The 26,889-nt window shown below is 70.0% G+C and carries 20 protein-coding genes; 12 read left to right on the top strand and 8 right to left on the bottom strand.

Annotation, left to right across the window (positions count from 1 at the left end):
- Window positions 1–84 precede the first annotated feature (84 nt).
- The 5 genes from IO24_RS0132230 to IO24_RS0132250 form a co-directional block, all read right to left on the bottom strand.
- Window positions 85–756, bottom strand: coding sequence for a FadR/GntR family transcriptional regulator (locus IO24_RS0132230; RefSeq protein ID WP_031141887.1), 672 nt, complete (start codon window positions 754–756; stop codon window positions 85–87).
- Between the two features lie 126 nt (window positions 757–882).
- Window positions 883–2,499 carry a glycerol-3-phosphate dehydrogenase/oxidase gene (locus IO24_RS0132235; RefSeq protein ID WP_031141889.1) on the bottom strand — a complete coding sequence of 539 codons (1,617 nt, stop codon included), beginning with the start codon at window positions 2,497–2,499 and terminating at the stop codon, window positions 883–885.
- Between the two features lie 8 nt (window positions 2,500–2,507).
- Window positions 2,508–4,046, bottom strand: a complete 1,539-nt coding sequence (gene glpK / locus IO24_RS0132240; RefSeq protein WP_031141891.1) for a glycerol kinase GlpK — start codon at window positions 4,044–4,046, stop codon at window positions 2,508–2,510.
- An 83-nt stretch (window positions 4,047–4,129) separates the two neighbouring features.
- Window positions 4,130–4,924: an MIP/aquaporin family protein gene (locus tag IO24_RS0132245; protein WP_031141893.1), complete on the bottom strand. Its 795-nt coding sequence runs from the start codon at window positions 4,922–4,924 to the stop codon at window positions 4,130–4,132.
- Window positions 4,925–5,189: 265 nt separating this feature from the next.
- Window positions 5,190–5,963, bottom strand: a complete 774-nt coding sequence (locus IO24_RS0132250) for an IclR family transcriptional regulator (protein ID WP_031141896.1) — start codon at window positions 5,961–5,963, stop codon at window positions 5,190–5,192.
- A gap of 325 nt (window positions 5,964–6,288) precedes the next feature.
- Here IO24_RS0132250 and metH point away from each other — a divergent pair, with 325 nt between their 5' ends.
- The 4 genes from metH to IO24_RS0132270 all read left to right on the top strand — a co-directional run bounded on the left by metH (window position 6,289) and on the right by IO24_RS0132270 (window position 14,344).
- Window positions 6,289–9,810 (top strand): methionine synthase, encoded by a 3,522-nt coding sequence (gene metH, locus IO24_RS0132255; protein ID WP_031141898.1) that lies wholly within the window; start codon window positions 6,289–6,291, stop codon window positions 9,808–9,810.
- Window positions 9,811–9,936: 126 nt separating this feature from the next.
- Window positions 9,937–10,638, top strand: a complete 702-nt coding sequence (locus IO24_RS0132260; RefSeq protein ID WP_031141900.1) for an HAD family hydrolase — start codon at window positions 9,937–9,939, stop codon at window positions 10,636–10,638.
- 409 nt (window positions 10,639–11,047) lie between these two features.
- Entirely contained in the window at window positions 11,048–12,652 is a 1,605-nt protein-coding gene (locus IO24_RS0132265; protein ID WP_031141902.1) for an ABC transporter substrate-binding protein, read from the top strand.
- Between the two features lie 108 nt (window positions 12,653–12,760).
- A complete protein-coding gene (locus tag IO24_RS0132270; RefSeq protein WP_031141904.1) occupies window positions 12,761–14,344 on the top strand; it encodes an ABC transporter substrate-binding protein in 1,584 nt (527 codons plus the stop codon).
- A gap of 69 nt (window positions 14,345–14,413) precedes the next feature.
- Here the strand turns inward: IO24_RS0132270 and IO24_RS0132275 are convergent, their stop codons facing one another.
- Entirely contained in the window at window positions 14,414–15,085 is a 672-nt protein-coding gene (locus IO24_RS0132275; RefSeq protein ID WP_030038367.1) for a response regulator, read from the bottom strand.
- A gap of 14 nt (window positions 15,086–15,099) precedes the next feature.
- Window positions 15,100–16,158, bottom strand: a complete 1,059-nt coding sequence (locus IO24_RS0132280) for a RecB family exonuclease (protein WP_031141909.1) — start codon at window positions 16,156–16,158, stop codon at window positions 15,100–15,102.
- Between the two features lie 187 nt (window positions 16,159–16,345).
- On the opposite strand from IO24_RS0132280, the gene IO24_RS0132285 reads away from it, so the two are divergent.
- The 3 genes from IO24_RS0132285 to IO24_RS0132295 all read left to right on the top strand — a co-directional run bounded on the left by IO24_RS0132285 (window position 16,346) and on the right by IO24_RS0132295 (window position 20,172).
- Window positions 16,346–18,319 carry a site-2 protease family protein gene (locus IO24_RS0132285; RefSeq protein WP_031141911.1) on the top strand — a complete coding sequence of 658 codons (1,974 nt, stop codon included), beginning with the start codon at window positions 16,346–16,348 and terminating at the stop codon, window positions 18,317–18,319.
- Window positions 18,320–18,372: 53 nt separating this feature from the next.
- The gene (locus IO24_RS0132290; RefSeq protein WP_031141913.1) at window positions 18,373–19,275 is read left to right on the top strand and encodes a tRNA (adenine-N1)-methyltransferase; all 903 of its coding nucleotides are present in this window, start codon (window positions 18,373–18,375) and stop codon (window positions 19,273–19,275) included.
- 318 nt (window positions 19,276–19,593) lie between these two features.
- Window positions 19,594–20,172 (top strand): hypothetical protein, encoded by a 579-nt coding sequence (locus IO24_RS0132295; RefSeq protein WP_031141915.1) that lies wholly within the window; start codon window positions 19,594–19,596, stop codon window positions 20,170–20,172.
- Between the two features lie 59 nt (window positions 20,173–20,231).
- On the opposite strand, the gene IO24_RS0132300 is transcribed toward IO24_RS0132295, so the two are convergent.
- On the bottom strand, window positions 20,232–20,537 hold the full coding sequence (locus IO24_RS0132300) for a ferredoxin (RefSeq protein WP_031141917.1): 306 nt from the start codon (window positions 20,535–20,537) through the stop codon (window positions 20,232–20,234).
- Window positions 20,538–20,782: 245 nt separating this feature from the next.
- On the opposite strand from IO24_RS0132300, the gene arc reads away from it, so the two are divergent.
- The 5 genes from arc (at window position 20,783) to prcA (ending at window position 26,672) form a co-directional block, all read left to right on the top strand.
- Window positions 20,783–22,549 (top strand): proteasome ATPase, encoded by a 1,767-nt coding sequence (gene arc, locus IO24_RS0132305; protein ID WP_031141919.1) that lies wholly within the window; start codon window positions 20,783–20,785, stop codon window positions 22,547–22,549.
- A 234-nt stretch (window positions 22,550–22,783) separates the two neighbouring features.
- Window positions 22,784–24,295, top strand: a complete 1,512-nt coding sequence (gene dop / locus IO24_RS0132310) for a depupylase/deamidase Dop (protein WP_338055599.1) — start codon at window positions 22,784–22,786, stop codon at window positions 24,293–24,295.
- A gap of 178 nt (window positions 24,296–24,473) precedes the next feature.
- Window positions 24,474–24,692, top strand: a complete 219-nt coding sequence (locus tag IO24_RS0132315; RefSeq protein ID WP_019757212.1) for a ubiquitin-like protein Pup — start codon at window positions 24,474–24,476, stop codon at window positions 24,690–24,692.
- Between the two features lie 335 nt (window positions 24,693–25,027).
- Window positions 25,028–25,873 (top strand): proteasome subunit beta, encoded by an 846-nt coding sequence (prcB, locus tag IO24_RS0132320; protein WP_031141937.1) that lies wholly within the window; start codon window positions 25,028–25,030, stop codon window positions 25,871–25,873.
- Between the two features lie 67 nt (window positions 25,874–25,940).
- Window positions 25,941–26,672, top strand: a complete 732-nt coding sequence (prcA, locus tag IO24_RS0132325) for a proteasome subunit alpha (RefSeq protein WP_031141939.1) — start codon at window positions 25,941–25,943, stop codon at window positions 26,670–26,672.
- Window positions 26,673–26,889 lie beyond the last annotated feature (217 nt).

Here is a 26,889-nt window from a genome sequence, read left to right on the forward strand (position 1 = left end):
CTTGCAGGGGGAGTGCCCCCATCACTGCCCCGCGATCCGCCCCTGAACACCCCGGACCCCTCCGAGCAGTCGGTGAGGCCCTGGTCACAGCGTGGAGCGCAGCCACTGCTCCACACTCGCGATGTGGACGGTCGCCCACGAGCGCGCCGCCTCGGCGTCCCGGTCGCGCAGGGCGGCGAGGATCGCACGGTGCTCACGCAGGGTGCGGGCGACGGCGTCCTCCTGGGTGAGGCCCCGCCAGATCCGGGCCCGGGTGGTGGGGCCCGACAATCCGTCGAGCAGCGAGCACAGCACGGAGTTGCCCGAACTGTGCACGATGCCCCGGTGGAACTCCAGGTCGCAGGCGACCAGATCCTCCACGGACGGGTTGTCGCCGAGCTTGTCCAGCTGGGCCGTCAGCGCGTCCAGCTGCTGCTCGCTGATCCGCACGGCCGCCATCGCGGTCGCCGCCGGCTCCAGGATGCGGCGTACGGCCAGGAACTCCAGGACCGTGTCGTCGCGGTGGAAGTCGACGACGAAACTCAGCGCCTCCAGCAGCAGTTGCGGGTCGAGGCTGGTGACGTACGTGCCGTCGCCCTGCCGTACGTCCAGGATCCGGATCAGCGACAGGGCACGCACGGCCTCCCGCAGGGAGTTGCGGGACAGCCCGAGGTCGGCGGCGAGTTCGCTCTCCTTGGGCAGCCGGTCGCCCGGGCGCAGCGCGCCGGAGACGATCATCCCCTTGATCTTCTCGATCGCCTCGTCGGTTACTGCCATGGCAGGCCTCCCTGTGCGCTTAAGACCTCCGACGTATCAGGTCATTATGGGGGCGCGGGAACGCGGAAGGGGCGGCTCCGTCGGCGTGGAGCCGCCCCTTGCGGAATGGGTCCCCCGTACCCGTGCCTACTTCTTGTCGAGCACGTCCTGCACCCTGGCGCGGACGTCGTCCGTGGCGAGGCCGCGGATCGTCAGCGTCGTGCGGCGGCGCAGCACGTCGTCCTGCGTCTCGGCCCACTCGTGGTCCCGGGCCCAGACGACCTGCGCCCAGATCTCCGGGGCGTCGGGGTGGACGCGCTCGGCGAGCTCGGGGCTCTCGTTGGCCAGGCGGGCGATGTCGAAGGCCAGCGAGCCGTAGTGCGTGGCCAGGTGCCTGGCCGTGTCGGCCCCCATGCGCGGGCCGGGCGCCGGGCGGTCGGTCAGCAGCCGGTGGGCGACCGCGCGCGGGTTGGCGATGCCGGGCAGCGGCAGCCTCTTCGGCAGTGCGCTGATCGGCTCGAAGTCGTCGCCCAGCGGGTGGCCCGGCAGCGCCTCCAGCTTCTTCATGATCGTCCGGCCGATGTGGCGGAAGGTCGTCCACTTGCCGCCCGCGACGGACAGCATGCCGCCCCGGCCCTCGGTGACGACCGTCTCCCGCTTGGCCTTGGAGGTGTCGCCGGGGCCGCCCGGCAGTACCCGCAGGCCCGCGAAGGAGTAGGTGATGAGGTCGCGGCTCAGCTGCTGGTCGCGGACGGAGAAGGCGGCCTCGTCGAGGATCTGGGATATGTCCTGCTCGGTGACCGAGACGTCCGCCGGGTCGCCCTCGAACTCCTCGTCGGTGGTGCCGAGCAGCAGCATGTCCTCCCACGGGAGGGCGAAGGTGATGCGGTACTTGTCGATCGGGGTCGCGAGCGCGGCCTTCCAGGGGGAGGTGCGCTTGAGGACCAGGTGCGCGCCCTTCGACAGGCGGATGGACGGCGCCGCGTTCGGGTTCTCCATCTTCCGCAGGTGGTCGACCCAGGGGCCGGTCGCGTTCAGCACGAGCCGGGCGCTGACGCCGAACTCGTCGCCGGACAGGCGGTCCTTCAGCTCGGCGCCGGTGACGCGGCCCTGGGTGAAGCGCAGGCCCGTCACCTCGGCGTGGTTGAGGACGACCGCACCCGCCTCGACGGCCCCGCGGACCGTCATCAGCGCCATGCGGGCGTCGTTCATCTGGTCGTCGCCGTAGACGGCCACGGCCTTGAGATTCTCGGTGCGCAGCTCCGGCACGTCCTGGGCGGCCCTGGCCGGCGAGAGCAGGTGCCCGACGCCGTCACCGAACGCGGAGAGCGCGGAGTAGGCGAAGACGCCCGCGCCGAGCTTCGCCGCGCCGTGCGGCCCGCCCTTGTACACGGGGAGGTAGAAGGTGAGCGGGTTCGCCAGGTGGGGAGCCACCTGACGGGAGACCGCACGGCGCTCGAAGTGGTTCTCCGCAACCAGCTTCACCGCGCCGGTCTGCAGGTAGCGCAGACCGCCGTGGAGCAGCTTGGAGGAGGCGGAGGACGTGGCACCGGCGAAGTCGCCGGCGTCGACCAGAGCCACCCTGAGGCCGGACTGCGCGGCGTGCCAGGCGGTGGAGATGCCCAGGATGCCGCCGCCGATCACGAGAAGGTCGTACGACGCCTTGGAAAGCTGCTCCCTGGTCTCGGCTCGGCTCGGGTTCGAGCCGGAGGCCGGGTGCGTCCCCAGGGCAGGCACGGACTGCAGGGTGGACTTGGTGGTCATGCTGTTTCTTACTCCTCGTCCTCGAGCCAGCCCATGGTCCGCTCGACGGCCTTGAGCCAGCTCTTGTACTCACGGGCGCGGGTCTCCGCGTCCATGCGGGGGGTCCACTCGGCGGCCCGGCGCCAGTTGGCGCGCAGGTCGTCGGTGCTGTTCCAGAAGCCGACGGCGAGACCGGCGGCGTAGGCCGCGCCGAGGCAGGTGGTCTCGGCGACCATCGGGCGCACCACGGGGGCGTCCACGAAGTCGGCGAGGGTCTGCATCAGCAGGTTGTTGGAGGTCATGCCGCCGTCGACCTTCAGGGCGGCCAGCTCGACGCCGGAGTCCTTCGTCATGGCGTCGGCGATCTCCCGCGTCTGCCAGGCGGTCGCCTCCAGGACCGCACGCGCGAGGTGCGCCTTGGTGACGTACCGGGTCAGGCCGGCGATCACACCGCGGGCGTCGGAGCGCCAGTACGGGGCGAACAGGCCGGAGAAGGCCGGCACGAAGTAGGCGCCGCCGTTGTCCTCGACCGACAGGGCGAGGGTCTCGATCTCCGCGGCGGTGGAGATCAGGCCCATCTGGTCGCGCATCCACTGCACCAGCGAACCGGTGACCGCGATCGAGCCCTCCAGGGCGTAGACCGTCTTCTGGTCGCCGATCTTGTAGCCGACGGTGGTCAGCAGGCCGCTGTAGGAGTTGATGATCTTGTCGCCGGTGTTCATCACCATGAAGGTGCCGGTGCCGTAGGTCGACTTGGTCTCGCCCTCGGCGAAACAGGTCTGGCCGAACAGGGCCGCCTGCTGGTCGCCGAGCGCGGAGGCGACCGGGATCCCGCCGAGCAGGTCGCCCAGCTTGCCGCCGGTGATCTCGCCGTAGACCTCGGCGGAGGAGCGGATCTCGGGCAGGATCTGCTTCGGGACGCCGATGGAATCGCAGATCTTGTCGTCCCACTGCATGGTGTGCAGGTTCATGAGCATCGTGCGCGAGGCGTTGGTGACGTCCGTGACGTGCTTGCCGCCGTCGGCACCACCGGTCAGGTTCCAGATGACCCAGCTGTCCATGGTGCCGAAGAGGATGTCGCCCGCCTCGGCGCGCTCCTTGAGGCCGTCGACGTTGTCGAGCAGCCAGCGGGCCTTGGGGCCGGCGAAGTAGGAGGCCAGCGGCAGGCCCGTCTCGCGGCGGAAGCGGTCCTGGCCGACGTTGCGCCCGAGGTCGCGGCAGAGGGCGTCGGTGCGGGTGTCCTGCCAGACGATGGCGTTGTGGACGGGCTCACCGGTGTTCTTGTCCCACAGCACGGTCGTCTCGCGCTGGTTGGTGATGCCGATGGCCTTGATGTCGTCGCGGGTGATGCCGGCCTTCTGGATGGCCCCGGCGACGACCTCCTGGACGTTGGTCCAGATCTCGTTGGCGTTGTGCTCGACCCAGCCCGGCTTCGGGAAGATCTGCTCGTGCTCCTTCTGGTCGACGGAGACGATCCGGCCGTCCCGGTCGAAGACGATGCAGCGGCTGGAGGTGGTGCCCTGGTCGATGGCGGCGATGAAGGGGCCGGCGGTGTGCGCGTCGGTCACAGTGTGCTCCTGGTAATTCCGGGTTTAAGGGGCTTTACGTACGGCGCGTGCTGGAAGTTTCGCTTCGGGGGCGAGGATCGCTCCTAGGCGAATGCGACGTTGTATATGCCTGCCGCGATGGCGCCGCCGATCAGCGGACCCACCACGGGGACCCAGGCGTAGCCCCAGTCGGAGCCGCCCTTGTTGGGCAGCGGCAGCAGGGCGTGCACGATACGCGGACCGAGGTCACGGGCCGGGTTGATCGCGTACCCCGTCGGGCCGCCGAGGGACAGGCCGATGGAGACCACGACGAGCGCGGTGATCAGGGCGCCCAGGGTGCCCAGACCGTTGCCCTTGTCGTTCAGGCCCTGCGTGAGCACGGCGAGCACCAGCACGATGGTGCCGATGATCTCCGTGGCGACGTTCTGCCAGGCGACCCGGACCTCGGGGCCGGTGGAGAAGACGCCCAGCACGGGGCCGGCGCCCTTCTCCTGGGCCTCGACGGCCTTGGCCGTGGTGTCCTGCGCACCGGGACCGCCGACGATCTCGCGGTCGGTGAGGTGGGCGTGGAACTGGCCGTAGTAGGCGATCCAGACCAGGGCCGCGCCGATCATGGCGCCGAGGATCTGTCCGGCCCAGTAGACCGGGACGTTCTTCCAGTCGCCGTCCTTGATCGCGAGCGCGAGGGTGACGGCCGGGTTCAGATGGGCACCGGACAGCGGCGCCGAGGTGTAGACGGCCGTGAGCACCGCGAAGCCCCACCCGAAGGTGATGGCGAGCCAGCCGGCGTTGCGGGCCTTGGAAGCCTTGAGCGTCACGGCGGCGCAGACGCCGCCGCCGAGCAGGATGAGTATGGCGGTACCGATGGTCTCGCCGATGAAGATGTCGGAGCTGGACACCCGCGACTCCTTTGTCCTTCGTCCAGGGGTGAAGTGCGATACCGGCCTGGCGTTGTCACACTCTAACGCGTATTGCCGGTAGCTGTTCGACAATGTCGACCGATGGACGGGAGTCTTGCTTCGGCGTTACGAGCACGTCAAGAGCTCTGTTGTCGAAAACACGATCGTTACTGATCGAGCCGGACTGATGGATCTTCGCCGCAGGTGAGCGTGGACATGCCGGGGGCCGGAACGCCGCACGGCGCCCCGGTCCGGTGGTGTGCTCTCAGAACCGCCCGGCGCCCAGGTCCCGGGAGACCGCGCGGGCGCAGTCCCGGACCGCCGCGATCAGCTCGGGCCGCAGCGCTCCCTCTTCGCCGGACCGGCACAGCCGCTCCACGGCCCCGGTGATGCCGACCGCGCCCACCGGCATGCGCCTTCGGTCGTGGATGGGCGCCGCGAGCGAGGCGACGCCCTCCCAGGTCTCCTCCACGTCCGCCGCGTACCCGCGCGCGCGGGTCACGTCGAGGATGTGCTCGAAGCCCTCCGGCTCGCACACCGTCCGGTCGGTGAACGCCTTGCGGTCGGCCTCCAGCGCCTCGCTGTGCGCCACCGGGTCGTAGGCGGACAGCACCTTGCCCAGGGCCGTGGAGTGCAGCGGCTGCATGGCCCCGATCTCCAGGACCTGCCGGCTGTCGTCGGGCCGGAAGACGTGGTGCACGATCAGCACGCCCTGCTGGTGCAGGACCCCCAGATAGACGCTCTCGCCGCTGGAACGCGCCAGGTCGTCGGTCCACACCAGGGCGCGGGCCCGCAGCTCGTGCACATCGAGGTAGGTGGTGCCCAGACGCAGCAGCTCCGCGCCCAGCTGGTAGCGCCCGGAGGCGTCGTCCTGCTCCACGAAGCCCTCCTGCTGAAGGGTGCGCAGGATGCCGTGGGCGGTGCCCTTGGCCAGGCCCAGCGACGAGGCGATGTCCGACAGGCCGAGCCGCCGCTCGCCGCCCGCGAGCAGCCGCAGCATCGCGGCCGCCCGTTCGAGCGACTGGATGTTCCGTGCCATCGCCGTACTGCCTCCGTCCCCTAAGACCGCCGACGAGCCGGGCCGGCAGCCCTCGTTCGGCAATGCCGAACACTACCGGTCGTTGCCGACCTCTCGCTAATGGCCGGTCGTCTTTTGTTGCGCCGCCGGTGACCGATGCGTCACCCGCACGCCGTACCGGCACCATCGAGCGGGCGTACCGGTGCCGTCGAAGTCCGGCCAGTGGACGCGGTGCCCATCCGAGCCCCCTCCCGGTTACGCTGGCGCGGTGCGCCCTTCCCGGATGCCCTCCGGCTGTCCGGGAACCGCAAAGCCGACAGCCGTCGCATCCGAGGGAGCCCTTTTCATGGCCTCGTTGCCGCCGACCCCTTCCGCAGACAGCCGGACCCGTGCGTCCGCGCTCCGAGAGGCCCTGGCCACCCGCGTGGTCGTGGCCGACGGAGCCATGGGCACCATGCTCCAGGCGCAGGACCCCACGCTCGAGGACTTCGAGAATCTCGAGGGCTGCAACGAGATCCTCAACCTGACGCGGCCGGACATCGTCCGTTCGGTCCATGACGCCTACTTCGCGGTGGGTGTGGACTGCGTGGAGACCAACACCTTCGGCGCCAACCACACCGCCGCCGCCGAGTACGAGATCGCCGACCGGGTGCACGAGCTGTCCGAGGCGGGTGCGCGGATCGCCCGCGAGGTGGCCGACGAGTACGCCGCCCGGGACGACCGCCCGCGCTGGGTGCTCGGCTCGGTCGGTCCCGGCACCAAGCTGCCCACGCTCGGCCACGTCACCTACGCCACGATCCGCGACGGCTACCAGGCCAACGCCGAGGGCCTGCTCGCCGGCGGTGCGGACGCGCTGCTCGTGGAGACGACCCAGGACCTCCTCCAGACCAAGGCGTCCGTCCTCGGTGCCCGCCGCGCCATGGAGGCCACCGGCGCCGACGTGCCCCTGCTGGTCTCCATGGCCTTCGAGACCACCGGCACCATGCTGCTCGGCTCCGAGATCGGTGCCGCGCTCACCGCGCTGGAGCCGCTCGGCATCGACATGATCGGCCTGAACTGCTCCACCGGCCCGGCCGAGATGAGCGAGCACCTGCGCCATCTGGCGCGCCACTCGCGCATCCCGCTGCTGTGCATGCCGAACGCCGGCCTGCCGATCCTGACCAAGGACGGAGCGCACTTCCCGCTCGACCCGGAGGGCCTGGCCGACGCGCAGCAGAACTTCGTCCGCGACTACGGCCTCTCCCTCGTCGGCGGCTGCTGCGGCACCACCCCCGAGCACCTGCGTCAGCTGGTGGAGCGGGTCCGCGACGTCACCCCGCCCGAGCGCAGCCCGCAGCCCGAGCCGGGCGCGGCCTCCCTGTACCAGTCGGTGCCGTTCCGGCAGGACACCTCCTACCTGGCCATCGGCGAGCGCACCAACGCCAACGGCTCGAAGAAGTTCCGCGAGGCCATGCTGGACGGCCGCTGGGACGACTGCGTGGAGATGGCCCGCGACCAGATCCGCGAGGGCGCGCACATGCTCGACCTGTGCGTGGACTACGTTGGCCGCGACGGCGTCGCCGACATGGAGGAGCTGGCCGGCCGCTTCGCCACCGCCTCCACCCTGCCCATCGTGCTGGACTCCACCGAGGTCGACGTCATCCGGGCCGGCCTGGAGAAGCTCGGCGGCCGCGCGGTGATCAACTCGGTGAACTACGAGGACGGCGACGGCCCCGAGTCCCGCTTCGCCAAGGTCACCGCGCTCGCCCGGGAGCACGGCGCCGCCCTCATCGCGCTGACCATCGACGAGGAGGGCCAGGCCCGCACCGCCGAGAAGAAGGTCGAGATCGCCGAACGGCTCATCGACGACCTGACCGGCAACTGGGGCATCCACGAGGAGGACATCCTCGTCGACTGCCTGACCTTCACCATCTGCACCGGCCAGGAGGAGTCCCGCAAGGACGGCATCGCCACCATCGAGGGCATCCGGGAGCTGAAGCGGCGCCACCCGAAGGTGCAGACCACGCTGGGCCTGTCCAACATCTCCTTCGGCCTCAACCCGGCCGCCCGCATCCTGCTGAACTCCGTCTTCCTCGACGAGTGCGTCAAGGCCGGCCTGGACTCGGCGATCGTGCACGCGTCGAAGATCCTGCCGATCGCCCGCTTCAGCGAGGAGGAGGTCCAGACGGCCCTGGACCTCATCCACGACCGCCGCGCCGAGGGCTACGACCCGCTGCAGAAGCTCATGCAGCTGTTCGAGGGGGCCACCGCCAAGTCCCTCAAGGCCGGCAAGGCCGAGGAACTGGCCGCCCTGCCGCTGGACGAGCGCCTCAAGCGGCGCATCATCGACGGCGAGAAGAACGGCCTGGAGGCCGACCTCGACGAGGCCCTCCAGGAGCGGCCCGCCCTCGACATCGTCAACGAGACCCTCCTGGACGGCATGAAGGTCGTCGGCGAACTGTTCGGCTCCGGCCAGATGCAGCTGCCGTTCGTCCTGCAGTCCGCCGAGGTCATGAAGACGGCCGTCGCCCACCTCGAACCGCACATGGAGAAGGTCGAGGGCGACGAGGCGGGCAAGGGCACCATCGTGCTCGCCACCGTGCGCGGCGACGTGCACGACATCGGCAAGAACCTCGTCGACATCATCCTGTCCAACAACGGCTACAACGTCGTCAACCTCGGCATCAAGCAGCCGGTCTCCGCGATCCTCGAAGCCGCCGAGGAGCACAGGGCCGACGTCATCGGCATGTCCGGTCTCCTGGTGAAGTCCACGGTGATCATGAAGGAGAACCTGGAGGAGCTCAACCAGCGCGGGCTGGCGGCGAACTTCCCGGTCATCCTCGGCGGCGCCGCCCTCACCCGGGCCTACGTCGAGCAGGACCTGCACGAGATCTACGAGGGCGAGGTCCGCTACGCCCGCGACGCCTTCGAGGGCCTGCGCCTGATGGACGCCCTCATCGGCGTCAAGCGGGGCGTGCCCGGCGCGAAGCTGCCTGAGCTCAAGCAGCGCCGGGTCAGGGCAGCGGCCTCGGCCGTCACGGAGGAGCGCCCCGAGGAGGGGCACGTCCGCTCCGACGTCGCCGTCGACAACCCCGTGCCCGAGCCGCCCTTCCGCGGCACCCGCGTGATCAAGGGCATCCAGCTCAAGGAGTACGCGAGCTGGCTCGACGAGGGCGCCCTCTTCAAGGGCCAGTGGGGCCTGAAGCAGGCCCGCACCGGCGAGGGCCCGTCCTACGAGGAGCTCGTCGAGACCGAGGGCCGGCCCCGGCTGCGCGGACTGCTGGACCGGCTCCAGACGGAGAACCTGCTGGAGGCGGCCGTGGTCTACGGCTACTTCCCGTGCGTCTCCAAGGACGACGACCTGATCATCCTCGACGAGCAGGGCAACGAACGCACCCGCTTCACCTTCCCGCGCCAGCGCCGGGGCCGCCGCCTGTGCCTGGCCGACTACTTCCGCCCGGAGGAGTCCGGCGAGACGGATGTCGTCGGCCTCCAGGTCGTCACCGTCGGCTCGCGCATCGGCGAGGAGACGGCCCGGATGTTCGAGGCCAACGCCTACCGGGACTATCTCGAACTGCACGGGCTGTCCGTGCAGTTGGCCGAGGCGCTCGCCGAGTACTGGCACGCGCGCGTGCGCTCCGAACTCGGCTTCGCCGGCGAGGACCCGGACGAGATGCAGGGCATGTTCGAGCTGAAGTACCGCGGCGCCCGCTTCTCCCTCGGCTACGGCGCCTGCCCCAACCTGGAGGACCGCGCCAAGATCGCCGACCTGCTCCAGCCGGAGCGCATCGGCGTCCAGCTGTCCGAGGAGTTCCAGCTGCACCCTGAGCAGTCCACGGACGCCATCGTGATCCACCACCCGGAGGCGAAGTACTTCAACGCGCGCTGAGCGGCCCCACCGGGTACACAGGCCAGAAGAGGCGCTTCGGCCGCGCACGACGTAGACTGGTCGGTCCACCGCAGGCCGGTTCCCCTCGTGGGAACCGGCCTGAACGTCCCTCAAGGAGGTACGTGGATGACCAGTACGGTCCCCGCGCTCGGAACACGCACGGCCGAAGGCTCCGCCCTTCAGGGGGTGCTCCTCGACATGGACGGCACCCTGGTGGACACGGAGGGCTTCTGGTGGGACGTCGAGGCCGAGGTCTTCGCCTCCCTCGGCCACACGCTCGACGAGTCCTGGCGGCATGTCGTGGTCGGCGGCCCCATGACCCGCAGCGCGGGATTCCTCATCGAGGCCACCGGTGCCGACATCACCCTCGACGAACTCACCGAGCTCCTGAACGACGGCTTCGAAGACCGCATCGGCCGCGCCCTGCCGCTGATGCCGGGCGCCGGACGGCTGCTCGCCGAGCTGTACGAGTACGAGATCCCCACCGCCCTGGTCTCGGCCTCCCACCGGCGCATCATCGACCGGGTGCTGACCTCGCTGGGCGCCCACCATTTCAGCCTCACCGTGGCCGGTGACGAGGTGCCGCGCACCAAGCCCCACCCCGACCCGTACCTCGCCGCCGCCGCCGGACTCGGCGTGGACCCGGCCCGGTGCGCCGTCATCGAGGACACCGCGACCGGGGTCGCCGCCGCCGAGGCAGCGGGCTGCCACGTCGTGGCCGTGCCCTCCGTGGCCCCCATCTCCCCGGCCCTGCGCCGCACGGTCGTCACCTCCCTCGAAGAGGTCGACCTGACATTTCTGCACGGGCTGATGACACAAATGCGCTAGGCGTTCACCCAGCGTGCAGCGGCGTTAGGGCGGTAATTCCGAAGGCGAATTCGAACCCCTCCGGATGCGCGAATTCCCGTACCTTCGCACCCGTTTACGCGTGTGACGTTCCCCACGTGGTCCGGGGTCGACAGTCGATCCGGCATGTGCTGCGCCACCCCTCCGAGGAGCTGTAGACGTGCCCTTGTGTCCCGATTGATGGAACCCTGCACCAAAGCTTCCGCTGTCGGGTTTTCGGTCTGTCCACACCCGGTTCCGCAGCGTGATGGGTGCTCAACTCCGGTGGCTGCGAACCCTCCTGCCGGTCCGGACTAATCTCGTCGCGAGAACATCGCCCCACCCCCGTGATCCGCTGCGCCACCCCTGCATGCCGGATACACGGAGTCGACAGCTCTGGAGAAACTCGAGCATGAACCGCAGAACTTTGGTGCTGCCGGCCGTGATCGGCCTGCTCGCGCCGGTGCTCGCCGCCTGCGGCGGGTCCGACAGCGGGAGCGGCGGCAGCGGCGCGATCGTCGTCGGCACCACGGACCGGTTCACCGCCTCGAAGGACGCCCCCGCGCCCCTCGACCCGGCGTACGCCTACGACGTCGGCACCTGGAACATCCTGCGCCAGACCGTGCAGACCCTGATGATCCAGCCCCGCGGCGAGGGCGAGCCGGTACCGGAGGCCGCCGAGCGCTGCGGTTTCACCGACACCGGCAACGAGCGCTACGCCTGCACCCTGCGCGACGGCCTGACATTCGCCAACGGTAACGCTGTCACCGCGGCCGATGTGAAGTACTCCATCGACCGCGCGCGCTCCCTCAAGGCCGACAGCGGCGTGTTCGCGCTGCTGTCCACCATCGACACCGTCGAGACGCAGGGCGACCGCGAGGTCGTCTTCCACCTCAAGACCGCCGACGCGACCTTCCCGTACAAGCTGTCGACCCCGGTCGCCGGCATCGTCGACCCCGACGACTACCCGAAGAACAAGCTGCGCGACGGCTTCGAGCTGGGGGGCTCCGGCCCGTACACCCTGAAGGCCGACGTCGAGGACGGCGAGCTGGTCAAGGCCGAGTTCACCAAGAACCCCGACTACAAGGGGACCCTCGAGGTGAACAACGACAAGGTCGACATGGTCTCCTACAAGGACGCCGACGCCATGGGCAAGGCGCTGGACAAGGGTGACATCGACCTGATGACCCGCACCATGTCGCCGGATCAGATCCGTGAGCTCTCGGCCGACGCGGACACCGACGTCGACCTCGTCGAGATGCCCGGCCTGGAGATCCGCTACCTGGGCTTCAACACCGACGCCCCGACGGTGAAGTCCAAGGCCGTGCGCCAGGCGATGGCCCAGGTCGTCAACCGCAGCGCGCTGGTCTCCAAGGTCTACGGCTCCCAGGCCGAGCCGCTGTACTCGCTGGTCCCGGCCACCGTCACCGGCCACTCCAACTCGTTCTTCAACAAGTACGGCGAGCCCAACGTCACCAAGGCCCGTTCCCTGCTCGACCAGGCGAACATCACCACCCCGGTGAAGCTCACGCTGCACTACACGACCGACCACTACGGCCCGGCCACCAAGAAGGAGTTCGAGGTCCTGCGCGACCAGCTGAACTCCAGCGGCCTGTTCGACGTCGGCATCAAGGGCACCCCGTGGGACACGTTCCGCCCGGCCGAGAAGAAGGGCGAGTACGACGTCTACGGCATGGGCTGGTTCCCGGACTTCCCGGACGCCGACAACTTCCTCGCGCCGTTCCTCGACGCGGACAACACGCTCGGCTCGCCGTACGACAACAGCCAGATCCGCAACACCCTGATCCCGGAGTCCCGCCGCGAGGCGGACCGGCTGTCCGCCTCCGCCAGCCTGACGGACATTCAGGACATCGTCGCAGGTGACGTGCCGGTGCTGCCACTGTGGCAGGGCAAGCAGTACGTCGCCGCGCGCGATGACATCACGGGTACCGCCTACGCGCTCAACTCCGCCTCGACGCTTCAGCTGTGGGAGCTCGGGCGGGGCGTGAGCGGCTGACGGACCCGCTGGTTCCCCGGGGCCTGTGACCGCGGCCTCCGGGGAGCCGTGCCCCGGAGCCGGGGACATGCTCCGGGAGTTCTCGAGAACCGACGACAAGGCACACACGTGAACATACGCAACCAGTGGCCGGTCCTGCCCATCGTGGCGGGGCTCGCCTCCGGACTGCTGACCGGCTGTGGCACGGAGAGCGGAGACGCCGCGGGGGACGGCTCCAACGTGGTGGTGGGGATGTCCGACGACGTCCTGGCCACGGACCCCGCCTCCGGCTACGACCCCGGCTCCTGGCTGTTGTTCAACAACGTCTTCCAGTCCCTGCTCAGCTTTCCCAAGGGCGCCACGGAACCGCAGCCGGAGGCCGCCGAGAGGTGCGCGTTCACCGACACGCAGACCACGGTCTACAAGTGCACGCTGAAGGACGGACTCAAGTTCAGCAACGGTGACGAGCTCACCTCCGAGGACGTCAAGTTCTCCTTCGACCGCATGCTGAAGATCAACGACCCTGACGGGCCCGCGATCATGTTCCCCATGCTGGACAAGGTCGAGACGCCGGACGAGAAGACGGTCGTCTTCCGCCTCAACACGGCCGACGCCACCTTCCCGAGCAAGATCGCCTCCGGTGCCGGCTCCATCGTCGACCACACCCAGTACGACGCCGACGGGCTCCGCAAGGACGGCAAGGCGGTCGGCTCCGGCCCGTACCGGCTCGACTCGTTCGACGACGGGCAGGCAATCTTCTCCGTCAACGAGAACTACAAGGGCACCGCCAAGGTGAACAACACCGGCGTGACGCTCAAGTTCTTCGACGGCGACCAGACGGCCCTGAAGCAGGCCATCCAGAACGGGGACGTCGACATCGCCTACCGCGGGCTCACCGCGGGCGACATCGCGGACACGGAGAAGGCCGACGACGGCACCGGCGTCGAGGTCGTCGAGGGCAGCAGCGCCGAGGTGCAGCACCTGGTGTTCAACATGGACGACCCGGTCGCCGGAAAGCTCGGCGTCCGCAAGGCCATGGCCCACCTGCTCGACCGCGAGGCGCTCATCAGGGACGTCTACCAGGGCACCGCGACCCCGCTGTACTCCATCATCCCGGCCGGTATCGCGGGCCACAACACGGCCTTCTTCGACACCTACGGCGCCCGCCCCTCCCGGTCCAAGGCCCAGGCCGCGCTGCGTGAGGACGGCATCAACGGCAAGGTGAAGCTGACCCTCTGGTCGACCCCTTCCCGCTACGGCCCCGCGACCGACCAGGAGCTGAACGCCATCGCCGGCCAGCTCAACGCCAGCGGCCTGTTCGACGCCGACGTCAAGTCCGTGCCCTTCGGCCAGTACGAGAAGGACATCGCCGCCGGCAAGTACGGCGTGTACGTGAAGGGCTGGGTGCCGGACTACCCGGACGCCGACAACTTCACCGGCCCCTTCTTCGGCAAGGGCAACGTGCTGAACAACAACTACGACAACGGCACGATCACCGGCTCGCTCATCCCGCGCACCGCCGCCCTCACCAACCGGGCCGGCACCGACAAGGAGTTCGGGGAGCTGCAGGACATCGTCGCCGACGAACTCCCCGTCCTGCCGGTGTGGCAGGCCAAGCAGTACGCGGTCGTCCGCGACGGCGTCTACGGCCTGGAGTACTGCCTCGACGCCTCGACGGTCTTCCGCTTCTGGGAGCTCAGCAAGGACGCCTGACGCACTGACGTGAAGAAGGGCGCCTCCCGCTCGGCGGGGGGCGCCCTCTCACGTACCGGACCGCGGCCGCTACTGCGCGCCGGGGCGCACCAGCCCGCTCTCGTACGCGTACACCGCCGCCTGCACGCGGTCGCGCAGGCCCAGCTTGGTGAGCACGTGCCCGACGTGCGTCTTGACGGTGGTCTCGCTGACGAACAGGTCGGCGGCGATCTCCGCGTTGGAGAGCCCCCGCGCCACCAGCTTCAGCACCTCCACCTCACGGTCGGTGAGCGTGTGCAGGGTGTCCGGCACCGGCTCCTCACCCGACGGCAGATGCGTGGCGTACTTGTCGAGCAGCCGGCGCGTGATGCTCGGCGCGAGCATCGCCTCGCCGGAGGCGACCACCCGGATGGCCTGCACGAGCTCGTTGGCGGGCGCGTCCTTGAGCAGGAACCCGCTGGCCCCGGCCCGCAGTGCCTCGACCACGTACTCGTCGAGATCGAAGGTGGTCAGCACCAGCACCTTCGCCGGGCCGTCCCGCCCGGGTCCGGTGATCTGCCGGGTCGCCTCCACACCGTCCATCCGCGGCATGCGGATGTCCATCAGGACCACGTCGGGCTGCAGGGCCCGCACCTGGTCGAGCGCCTGGAGGCCGTCTCCGGCCTCGCCGACGACCGCGAGGTCCTGCTCGGCCTCCAGGATCATCCGGAAGCCGGTACGCAGCAGGGGCTGGTCGTCGACCAGTAGGACGCGGATGGCCACGTAAGTCTCCTTCGCTAGTCCGGCCCCATTCTGCCCTGGGCGGGCCCGCCGGACTCAGCCGCCCTCACCGGTTGCCCCGGCAGGTCCGCCGCGCGCACCGGCAGCGGGTACGGCGGGGGAGTGCCGCCGAACTCCGGGCAGTGGGCCTGGTGGTCGCACCATCCGCACAGCTTCGTGGGGCGCGGCCGCCAGTCGCCCGTCTCGGTGGCCAGCCGGATCGCCTCCCACAGCGCCAGCAGCTTGCGCTCGACCCGCTCCAGGTCGGCGAGGACCGGGTCGTACGTCAGCACCTGGCCGCTGCCGAGATAGACCAGCTGGAGCCGCCGGGGGACCACGTTCTTCAGCCGCCACACCACCAGGGCGTAGAACTTCATCTGGAACAGGGCGCCCTCGGAGTACTCCGGCCTGGGGGCCTTCCCCGTCTTGTAGTCGACGATCCGGACCTCGCCCGTGGGGGCCACGTCGACCCGGTCGATGATGCCGCGCAGCCGCAGCCCGGACTCCAGCTCGGCCTCGACGAACAGCTCCCGCTCGGCCGGCTCCAGACGGCTGGGGTCCTCCAGCGTGAACCAGCGCTCGACGAGTTGCTCCGCCTCGCCCAGCCAGCGCGCCAGCCGCTCGCCCTGCGGATCGTCGGCGAACAGCTCCTCGACCTCCGGCCGCGACTCGCGCAACCGGTCCCACTGGCCCGGGACCAGCGACTTCGCCCGGGGCGCCGTGCGCTCGGCGGCCGGGGCGTCGAAGAGCCGCTCCAGAACCGCGTGCACCAGCGTGCCCCGGGTCGCCGCCTCGCTCGGCTTCTCCGGCAGCCGGTCGATGACACGGAAGCGGTACAGCAGCGGGCACTGCATGAAGTCACTGGCACGCGAGGGGGACAGCGAGGCGGGCGGTATGGCGGTGGACCCGGTCACGAGGTCGCTCACGGCGGCGGTCTCGGCCGCCGCCTCCGCCACCGTCTGTGCCTCTGCCGCCGTCTGCACTGCCGTCTCCGCGGGCCCCGCCGGGACCGGCGGATCCGCCGCCGCGGCAGGACCGCTCCCGGGCGGCGCCGCGCCCTCGCTGCTCGTCTCCATGCCCCAGACCATACGGCCCGCCACTGACAGTGACCCGGCCGCGTTCCGTGGGGGAAGCCGGGAGAGGAGGCCGAGGTACAGGAAACACAGGGGTGCCGGGGCGGAGCGCACCTCGACGGACGCATACCATCGACTCGAGACCCTCCCGCCCGGCAGGCGCGGGAGACGCTTCGACGAGGGGACACCGGTGGACGAGAGCGGCGGGCGCGGGCAGCCGCGGTCCGGCAACGACGAGTCGGCCGAGCGGCAGGGGCTCCCGCCCCGGCCCACCGACGCGGCCCCCGCCGACGAACAGCCCACGGACGAGCACCGTTCCGCTCCCGAGCAGTCCACCCCGGGACCGGAGCCGACCGGTCAACCCGCGCCCACCGGCACCCCGGCAAGCTCTCCGGACGCCCCGAGGGACGAGTCGGCGACGGACCGGCGCGGCGCTTCGCCGGACCCGCGGAATCCGCATGACGCGACCCCCGCCCCCGCCGAGCACCACACAAACCACCCGCCGGAGACCGCCCCGCACCCCGAGCGCGCCGATGCCGACGGCCCGCACGCGGCACCCGTCCGCGCCGGTGCGGACGTACCGCGGCCGGCATCCGCCCGTGCCGAGGGGGAGGGAGGCGGCGGTTCGCCGGAGGCCGACGCACACCCCGACCGCGCCTACGCCGACGGCCCGCACGCGGCACCCGTCCGCGCCGATGCGGACGTACCGCGGCCGGCACCCGTCCGTGCCGAGGGGGAGGGAGGCGGCGGTTCGCCGGAGGCCGACGCACACCCCGACCGCGCCTACGCCAGCGGCCCGCAGTCGGCTTCTGCCGCAGGGCGGCCCGAGGCGGACCGGCTGCACAAGGCGCAGGCCCCGGCTCCGGCCCCCGGCTCCGGCGATCCGAACCGCCGGCAGCAGCCCTCCGCCGCAGCCCCGGGCCCCGGCCACCCCGACCCTTCCGTCCCCGCCCACGACGACCGCCCCCTCGCCCACTCCGCCAGAGGCAGGGGCCCCGCGCCCCAGCGGCCGGAGCCCCGCGGCGGGCTGCTCATGGGACGGCCCTTCGGGGTGCCCGTGTACGTCGCGCCGAGCTGGTTCCTCGTCGCCGCGCTGATCACCTGGGTGTTCGGCGGCCAGCTGGAGCGCGTGCTGCCCGAACTCGGCGCCGCCCGCTACCTGGTCTCCCTCTTCTTCGCGGTCGCCTTCTACGCCTCCGTACTCGTCCACGAACTGGCCCACACGGTCGCCGCACTCCGCTTCAAACTCCCGGTCCGCCGCATCCAGCTCCAGTTCTTCGGCGGCGTCTCCGAGATCGAGAAGGAAGCCGAGACCCCCGGCCGGGAGTTCGTGCTGGCCTTCGTCGGGCCCCTGCTCTCCCTCGCCCTCTCCGGCGTCTTCTACGCCGCCATGCAGACCGTGGACCCCGGCACCGTCCCGGGCGTCCTGCTCGCCGGCCTGATGATCTCCAACCTCATCGTGGCCGCGTTCAACCTCCTGCCCGGCCTGCCCCTCGACGGCGGCCGCATGCTCCGCGCCGTCGTCTGGAAGATCACCGGCAAGCCGATGAAGGGCACCATCGCCGCCGCCTGGGTCGGCCGCGCCCTCGCCGTCTCCGTGCTCATCGGACTGCCCCTGCTGACCCAGTCCGGCGCCCTCGGCACCGACGCCACCGACAACGTCGGCATGGACACCGTCCTCGACGCCCTGCTCGCCGCCATCCTCGCCGCGATCATCTGGACCGGCGCCGGCAACAGCCTGCGCATGGCCCGCCTGCGCGAGCACCTCCCCGAGCTGCGCGCCCGGACGCTCACCCGCCGCGCGGTCCCCGTCGAGACCCACACCCCGCTCTCGGAAGCCCTGCGCCGCGCCAACGCCGCCGGGGCCCGCGCCCTGGTCGTCGTCGACCCCGACGGCCAGCCCCTGTCCCTCGTCCGCGAGGCCGCCATCGTCGGCGTGCCCGAGCACCGCCGTCCCTGGGTCGCCGTCAGCGGCCTCGCCCAGGACCTCACCGACGGCATGCGCGTCTCCGCGGAACTGTCCGGCGAGGAACTCCTGGACGCCCTGCGCGCCACCCCCGCCACCGAGTACCTGGTGGTGGAGGAGACCGGCGAGATCTACGGCGTCCTGTCGGCGGCCGACGTGGAGCGCGCCTTCGTCAAGGCGATGGCGAGGCCGTCCTAGAGCGACAGGTCCGGGTGGTCGGAGGCCCTCTCCGGGGCCGGTAGGCTGGTCACATGTCCGAACCGACCGGTGCCGCCCGCAGGCGCGGGCCCTTCAAGGTCGGGGACCAGGTTCAGCTGACCGACCCCAAGGGCCGCCACTACACGTTCACGCTCGAGGCCGGGAAGAACTTCCACACCCACAAGGGTTCCTTCCCGCACGACGAGCTGATCGGCGCTCCCGAGGGCAGCGTTGTCCGCACCACCGGAAACGTCGCCTACCTCGCGCTGCGCCCCCTGCTCCCCGACTACGTCCTGTCCATGCCCCGCGGCGCCGCCGTGGTCTACCCCAAGGACGCGGGGCAGATCCTCGCCTTCGCCGACATCTTCCCCGGCGCGCGCGTCGTGGAAGCGGGCGTCGGCTCCGGCTCGCTCAGCAGCTTCCTGCTGCGGGCCATCGGCGACCAGGGCATGCTGCACAGCTACGAGCGCCGCGCGGACTTCGCCGAGATCGCCCAGGCGAACGTCGAGCGCTACTTCGGCGGCCCGCACCCCGCCTGGCAGCTCACCGTGGGCGACCTTCAGGACAACCTGTCCGACGCCGACGTCGACCGCGTCATCCTCGACATGCTCGCCCCCTGGGAGTGCCTCGAGGCCGTCTCCAAGGCGCTCGTCCCCGGCGGCATCCTGTGCTGCTACGTGGCGACCACCACCCAGCTCGCCCGGACCGTCGAGTCCATCCGCGAGATCGGCTGCTTCAACGAGCCGACCTCGTGGGAGACGATGATCCGCAACTGGCACATCGAGGGCCTGGCAGTCCGCCCGGACCACCGGATGATCGGCCACACCGGTTTCCTGCTCACCGCCCGCCGCCTCGCCGACGGCGTCGAGCCGCCCATGCGCCGCCGCCGCCCCGCCAAGGGCGCCTACGGCGAGGACTACGCAGGCCCCAACGCCGACGGCGGCACCGCCCGCTGACGCGGCCCGTCACCGCACCCAACGCACAGGCGCCGTGGCGGAGTTCCCGGACCCGTACCGGAACTCCGCCACGGCGCCTCTTTGTTGCCGCCCCGGGTGAACCCTCGCGGAACGCCGTTGACCTGCTGCGAAGGCCGCCACGGCCCACGTCGTGCCGAGCAGAGGCCCCGCCCGCACAGGCCCCCTGACGCAGCGGCAGGCACCGTAACCCTTCTGGCTGCCCCGGCACGAGACGCGCACACCCCGCCGTTCCCTCGCGGTGTGACGTGTGGCACCATGCTGGCCACCCCACCGGCACAGCCTCAGGAGACCCTCCTAGTGCAGTCTTCCGCCGTCCCGGAGCTCGCCCACACCCACACCCGCCCCATCCACTGGCTCGCCACCGCGACAGCCGTCGCGGGTGTCGTGGCCCTCTCCTCGGGCCTGCAGCCCGGCGCGGCGACGGCGGCCCAGTCCGCCACCCCCGAGACCAAGAGCGCTCCCGCGCAGATGACTCCGCCCGACCCGGCAGCGGTGACGTTCCCGAACGACTGCGGTCCGGTGAAGGCCGTGGTGAAGAAGCGGGCTTCCGGAGACCTCGACGGCGACGGCAGGCCGGAGACGGTGGCCGTGGTCCACTGCGACTCCCCGATGGGCACCCCGCCCGACGGCGTGTACGTCCTCACGCGCGGCACCGAAGGCGGCAAGCCGCGGATCGTGGCCACCCTGCTCGACCCCGAGGACGGCACCACCGTCACCGACTTCGCCGTGCGCGACGGCGCCGTCACGGCCACGCTCCTCGGCTACTCGTCGGCCGACGTGCCGCGTTGCTGCCCCGACGAGAAGAGCGACGTGAAATGGCGTTGGCACAGCGGCTCGTTCGTCCGCTCCACCCCGGCCGGAGCCCGCAGCGTCTGAGGCGCCTGCGACGGCACGTGTGAGATATCAGACAGCAGTGACGGAACGTGGAGAAGTGGTCACTCCACGTCCGGTCCGTAGACTTCGGCCCTGTCCGAAACCCGACGTACGTGGATGCACTCGCCCGGACACTCCTTCGCGGAGTCGATCACGTCCGTGAGGAGCGGCAGGGGAACGGGCGTTGTCGCGCCCTTGTCCTGGAGCAACTCGTCGTCGGCGCTCTTCACATAGGCCAGCCCGTCGATGTCCAGCTCGAACACCTCGGGCGCGTACTGGGCGCAGATGCCGTCACCGGTACACAGATCCTGGTCGATCCAGACCTCCAGCTCCGCGCCGTCGGCCCCGGCCACCTGCTGCACGCTCATCTCTCCTGCCGTTTCTCCGCCGAGCCGTGTCGGGAATCCGGCCAGCTCCGGCGGGTGTTGAACAGTTCGACCCTACCTCCGGCTGGGTTCCAATCATGTTCGCTGGGTATTCCCCTGGCGTGAGGGAGAGCGCAAGGGTGAAGATCGGACACACCCCGACCGTCTTTGTGATCTAGGGGTTTCAATCGACACCCGCCCAGGTAGGGTCTGGAAGCGTCCAGCTCCCCTTGGAGGAGGTGAGGACCGTGGCAGCCCACGACGACGACATGAACCGCGGCATCCGCCCGGGACGCGGGTCCGACGACCCGGCCGGGCAGATTGCCTACCTTGAGCAGGAGATCGCCGTCCTGCGACGCAAGCTCGCCGACTCTCCGCGACACACGAGGATTCTCGAAGAGCGGATCGTCGAGCTGCAGACCAATCTGGCCGGCGTGTCCGCGCAGAACGAGCGACTCGCCAACACGCTCCGTGAGGCCCGTGACCAGATTGTGGCCCTCAAGGAGGAGGTCGACCGGCTCGCACAGCCGCCGGCCGGCTTCGGTGTCTTCCTGACGGCCAACGAGGACGGCACCGCCGACATCTTCACCGGCGGCCGCAAGCTCAGGGTGAACGTCAGCCCCAGCGTCGAGCTCGAGGAGCTCCGGCGCGGCCAGGAAGTAATGCTCAACGAAGCGCTCAACGTGGTCGACGCCATGGAGTTCGAGCGCGTCGGTGACATCGTCACCCTCAAGGAGATCCTCGAGGACGGCGAGCGAGCCCTGGTGCTCGGACACACCGACGAGGAGCGGGTGGTACGGCTCGCCGAGCCACTGCTGGACGTCACCATCCGCCCCGGCGACGCCCTCCTGCTCGAACCCCGCTCCGGCTACGTCTACGAGGTCGTGCCGAAGAGCGAGGTCGAGGAACTCGTCCTCGAAGAAGTCCCCGACATCGGCTACGAGCAGATCGGCGGTCTCGGCGGCCAGATCGAGGCCATCCGCGACGCGGTCGAGCTGCCGTACCTCTACCCGGACCTGTTCAAGGAGCACGAGCTGCGCCCGCCCAAGGGCGTCCTGCTCTACGGCCCTCCCGGATGCGGCAAGACGCTCATCGCCAAAGCCGTCGCCAACTCGCTGGCCAAGAAGGTCGCCGAGGTCACCGGCCAGGCCGCCGGCAAGAGCTTCTTCCTCAACATCAAGGGCCCCGAGCTCCTGAACAAGTACGTCGGCGAGACCGAGCGGCAGATCCGCCTCGTCTTCCAGCGTGCTCGCGAGAAGGCCAGCGAGGGCACCCCCGTCATCGTCTTCTTCGACGAGATGGAGTCCCTGTTCCGCACCCGAGGCTCCGGTGTCAGCTCGGACGTGGAGAACACCATCGTCCCGCAGCTGCTCGCCGAGATCGACGGTGTGGAGGGCCTGCAGAACGTGGTCGTGATCGGTGCCTCCAACCGCGAGGACATGATCGACCCCGCCATCCTGCGGCCCGGCCGCCTGGACGTGAAGATCAAGATCGAGCGTCCCGACGCCGAGGCGGCGAAGGACATCTTCGGCAAGTACCTCACCGAGCGCCTCCCGCTGCACTCCGACGACCTCGGCGAGCACGGCGGCAGTAAGGCCACCACCGTCCAGAGCATGATCCAGACGGCCGTGGAACACATGTACACCGAATCCGAGGAGAACCGCTTCCTCGAGGTCACCTACGCCAACGGTGACAAGGAAGTCCTCTACTTCAAGGACTTCAACTCCGGCGCCATGATCGAGAACATCGTCGGCCGCGCCAAGAAGATGGCCATCAAGGACTTCCTCGAGAAGAACCAGAAGGGCCTGCGCGTCTCCCACCTCCTCCAGGCCTGCGTGGACGAGTTCAAGGAGAACGAGGACCTGCCCAACACCACCAACCCGGACGACTGGGCCCGGATCTCCGGAAAGAAGGGCGAACGGATCGTGTACATCCGTACGCTCATCACCGGAAAGCAGGGCTCGGACACCGGACGCTCCATCGACACGGTGGCGAACACCGGTCAGTACCTGTAAAAGGCAGGGCGGCTGCGGGTGCCCTAGGCGGGTACCCGCAGCCGACTGTTTTTCAGGCCACGGCTGGAGCAACGCAATGACGCAAATGATCTCCCCACCAGCGCAAAGGCGTTCTAGGCTCTTGCGTACCGCCGAGTCGCGCAGTGCGGGGACGGGCACCGCACACGCAACCGAGCGCCAGCGGTATCTGAGTGGCGCCCACGACCGAGGGTGCCGCCGGGCAAGGAGGGCCGCATGACCGTACGGCGAGTAATGGGCATCGAGACGGAGTACGGGATCTCCGTCCCCGGCCACCCCAACGCCAATGCCATGCTCACCTCGTCCCAGATCGTGAACGCCTACGCGGCGGCGATGCACCGGGCCCGGCGGGCCCGATGGGACTTCGAGGAGGAGAACCCGCTGCGGGACGCGCGAGGCTTCGACCTCGCCCGCGAGGCCGCCGACTCCAGCCAGCTCACCGACGAGGACATCGGCCTGGCCAACGTCATCCTCACCAACGGGGCACGGCTCTACGTCGACCACGCACACCCCGAGTACAGCTCCCCCGAGGTGACCAATCCCCGGGACGCCGTCCTCTGGGACAAGGCCGGCGAGCGGATCATGGCCGAGGCCGCGGAACGGGCCGCCCAGCTGCCCGGTGCCCAGCCGATCCACCTGTACAAGAACAACACCGACAACAAGGGCGCGTCCTACGGCACGCACGAGAACTACCTGATGAAGCGGGAGACCCCCTTCTCGGACATCGTGCGCCACCTGACGCCGTTCTTCGTCTCCCGTCAGGTCTTCGCCGGAGCGGGCCGCGTCGGCATCGGCCAGGACGGGCACGAGCACGGCTTCCAGCTCAGCCAGCGAGCCGACTACTTCGAGGTCGAGGTGGGCCTCGAGACGACGCTGAAGCGCCCGATCATCAACACCCGCGACGAGCCGCACGCGGACGCCGAGAAGTACCGGCGCCTGCATGTGATCATCGGCGACGCGAACCTCTCCGAGATCTCGACTTATCTCAAGCTGGGCACGACCTCGCTGGTGCTGTCGATGATCGAGGACGGTTTCATCGCCGTCGACCTGGCGGTCGACCAGCCCGTCCGTACGCTCCACCAGGTCTCCCACGACCCGTCCCTGAAGCGCCTGGTCACGCTCCGCAGCGGCCGTACGCTCACGGCGGTCCAGCTGCAGATGGAGTACTACGAGCTGGCGCGCAAGTACGTGGAGGAGCGGTTCGGGGCCGACGCCGACGACCAGACCAAGGACGTCCTGTCCCGCTGGGAGGACACCCTCACCCGTCTGGAGCACGACCCGATGAGTCTGGCCGGAGAGCTGGACTGGGTCGCCAAGCGGGAGCTCATGGAGGGCTACCGGCGCCGGGACAGCCTCGACTGGGACGCGCCGCGACTGCACCTGGTCGACCTCCAGTACGCCGACGTACGGCCCGAGAAGGGCCTGTACAACCGTCTGGTGGCCCGTGGGCGCATGAAGCGGCTGCTGACCGACGCCGACGTCGAGCGGGCCCGTACGGTGCCGCCGGAGGACACCCGGGCGTACTTCCGCGGCCGCTGCCTGGAGCAGTACGCGGACGACGTCGCCGCGGCCTCCTGGGACTCGGTGATCTTCGATCTGCCGGGCCGGGACTCGCTGCAGCGCGTCCCAACCCTGGAACCGCTTCGCGGAACGCGTAATCACGTCAAGGAGCTCCTGGACCGCTGCCGCACCGCGGAAGACCTGGTCAGGGTCCTGTCGGGCGGGTGAACGCGTTGAGCGGGTACTCGTCGGGAGCCGGCCGGGCAGGGTGGAAAATCCCTGGTCCGGGAATCATCGAGGTGGTCCCCGTACGTTGGAGCAACTGCGGGGCCATTGTCAGACCCGGCGAGTAGGGTCTGATCTTGACCGAGCAACTGTGTCGGGCGAACCGAGCGGGGTGAGGGATATGGCGACCAAGGACACCGGCGGCGGACAGCAGAAGGCCACCCGGTCCACCGAGGAGGTCGAGGAGCAGGCGGCGGAGACGCAGGCTTCCGAGGACCTCAAGGAGCGTCAGGAGAAGCTGAGCGACGACGTGGACTCGGTTCTGGACGAGATCGACGACGTACTCGAGGAGAACGCAGAGGACTTCGTGCGGTCCTTCGTTCAAAAGGGTGGCCAGTAAGGCGCCTGAGCCTTCACTCCGAAGGTGAACGGGGTGCGTGGTGACGGACGAGCCGAGCGCGGAGCGCTGCGCGCGGGGCAGGGTTTGACGTGATGCCCTCGTGTGCGGCGCTCCGGGCGCCGGCGGGCTCCGGAGCCCGCCGGCCCGCCCGGTGTGGGCGGCGGGCAAGTGCGGCGTCGCCCCGGCGGAGTTGGTCCCGCCGGGCATGTGGATCACCGCCGAAGGACGGGTAGGGTCCGAGGCATACCGAGCCCCCGGTGGCAACCGGACCGGGGTTGTTCCAAGGATCGGCCCGACGTCACAGGGCGGGCTGTCGCATACGTGGAAGGAATCGCGTGGAAGCCAACACTCGTAGCACCGGGCGTCTACCAGCTGCCTTCCTGACGCCAGGGTCTTCCTCCTTCATGGACTTCCTGTCCGAGCACCAGCCGGAGATCCTGCCCGGCAACCGGCAACTGCCTCCCACCCAGGGCGTGATCGAGGCGCCGCACGGGACGACGATCGTCGCGGCGACGTTCCCCGGCGGTGTGGTGCTCGCCGGTGACCGGCGGGCGACCATGGGCAACGTCATCGCGCAGCGGGACATCGAGAAGGTCTTCCCGGCCGACGAGTACTCGGCGGTGGGCATCGCCGGTACGGCGGGCCTGGCCGTGGAGATGGTGAAGCTGTTCCAGCTGGAGCTGGAGCACTTCGAGAAGGTCGAGGGCGCGCAGCTGTCCCTCGAGGGCAAGGCGAACCGGCTGTCGACGATGATCCGCTCCAACCTCGGCATGGCCATGCAGGGCCTGGCCGTGGTGCCGCTGTTCGCGGGGTACGACGTGGACCGCGGCAAGGGCCGCATCTTCTCCTACGACGTCACCGGCGGCCGCTCCGAGGAGCAGAACTACGCGGCCACCGGTTCCGGGTCGATCTTCGCGCGTGGCGCGATGAAGAAGCTCTTCCGGGACGACCTCAGCGAGGCCGAGGCCACCACGCTCGTGATCCAGGCGCTCTACGACGCGGCAGACGACGACTCGGCGACCGGCGGTCCCGATGTCGCCCGCCGGATCTATCCCATCGTCACCGTGATCACCGACGACGGTTTCCGTCGGCTCACCGACAGCGAGGCGTCCGAGATCGCGCGCTCGATTCTCGAGCGGCGGCTGGAGCAGCCCGACGGGCCGCGGGCCGCGCTGCTGTAGCGGCGATCGTCTTCGTGAGGGTGGTCCAGTGAACCGACGGAATCTTCAAGAGAGGGACGGATAACCGGTGTCGACGCCGTTCTATGTCTCCCCCCAGCAGGCCATGGCCGACCGGGCGGAGTACGCCCGCAAGGGCATTGCCCGTGGTCGCAGCCTGGTCGTGCTGCAGTTCGCCGACGGCATCGTCTTCGTCGGCGAGAACCCGTCCCGTGCGCTGCACAAGTTCAGCGAGATCTACGACCGGATCGGCTTCGCGGCCGCCGGCAAGTACAACGAGTACGAGAACCTGCGGATCGGCGGCGTGCGCTACGCCGACCTGCGGGGTTACACCTACGACCGGGACGATGTGACGGCCCGGGGCCTGGCGAACGTCTACGCGCAGACGCTGGGCACGATCTTCTCCAGTGCCGCGGAGAAGCCGTACGAGGTGGAGCTTGTCGTCGCCGAGGTCGGGGAGACGCCCGAGGGTGACCAGATCTACCGGCTGCCGCACGACGGGTCCATCGTGGACGAGCACGGCTCGGTCGCGGTGGGCGGCAACGCCGAGCAGATCAGCAGTTATCTGGACCAGCGCCACCGGGAGGGCATGACGCTCGCGGAGGCGCTGAAGCTGGCGGTGCAGGCGCTGTCCCGCGATACCAACGGCAGCGAGCGGGAGATTCCCGCGGAGCGGCTGGAGGTGGCGGTGCTGGACCGCACACGACCGCAGAAGCGCAAGTTCAGGCGGATCACCGGGCCCCAGCTGTCGCGGCTGCTCGGTGGCGGTACGGAGGACTCGGCGTCGGAGGACGCCGAGTAGTTCTGATGGTTCTGTCGTGATGCGACGCGCCCTGGCCGGATGTGGCCGGGGCGCGTCGCTGTGCGGGGGTGGGTCGGGGGGTGTCCGTCCTCGGAACGGCGCGATGGGCTTGGGAACCAACTGACTGTCCGTTGACGCGCCAACCAGCTGTGGGCGGACACCCCCCGACACAGCCCCTTCTCGCCGTACGCGGGTGCCGGTCCGCCCATCCTGCGGG

It is taken from the genome of Streptomyces flavovariabilis (assembly GCF_000725785.1).
Lineage (GTDB): Bacteria > Actinomycetota > Actinomycetes > Streptomycetales > Streptomycetaceae > Streptomyces > Streptomyces hawaiiensis.